General features: G+C 60.6%; 1 protein-coding gene. It reads left to right on the top strand.

The genetic code is table 11. The features are described 5' to 3' along the window. On the top strand, nt 1–353 hold a 353-nt coding region (locus EN786_RS36520), incomplete at both ends, for a glycosyltransferase family A protein (RefSeq protein ID WP_135910112.1).

The following is a 353-nucleotide window of genomic DNA, read 5'->3' as shown; positions in this document are numbered from 1 at the left end:
GCAGACTGTGGTGCCGGATCAGATTCTGATCGTCGACGACGGCTCGACCGACAACACCAGCGCGGTGGCCGCCTCTTTCCCCGCTCCGGTGGAATATTACCGCAAGGAAAATGGCGGCAAGTCGACGGCGCTGAACTTCGCCCTGAGGCATTGCAAGGGGGACTTCGTCTGGGTGTTCGATGACGACGATGTCGCGCACCCGACGGCGCTGGAACGGTTTCTCGCAGCGTTCGAGCGGGAGCCGACGGCTGATTTCGCGTTCGGCGAATATGCGCGTTTCCAGCAGTCGGCCCAGATCGAAGAGCGGAATTACGAGATCGTCGCCTTCGGCCATGTCAGCCAGGACAATTTTT

The sequence above is a fragment of the Mesorhizobium sp. M4B.F.Ca.ET.143.01.1.1 genome, assembly GCF_004792275.1.
Classification (GTDB): Bacteria; Pseudomonadota; Alphaproteobacteria; order Rhizobiales; family Rhizobiaceae; genus Mesorhizobium; species Mesorhizobium abyssinicae.
Note: the sequence above shows the minus strand (reverse complement) of the source record. Positions and strands in the feature narration are given on the sequence as shown.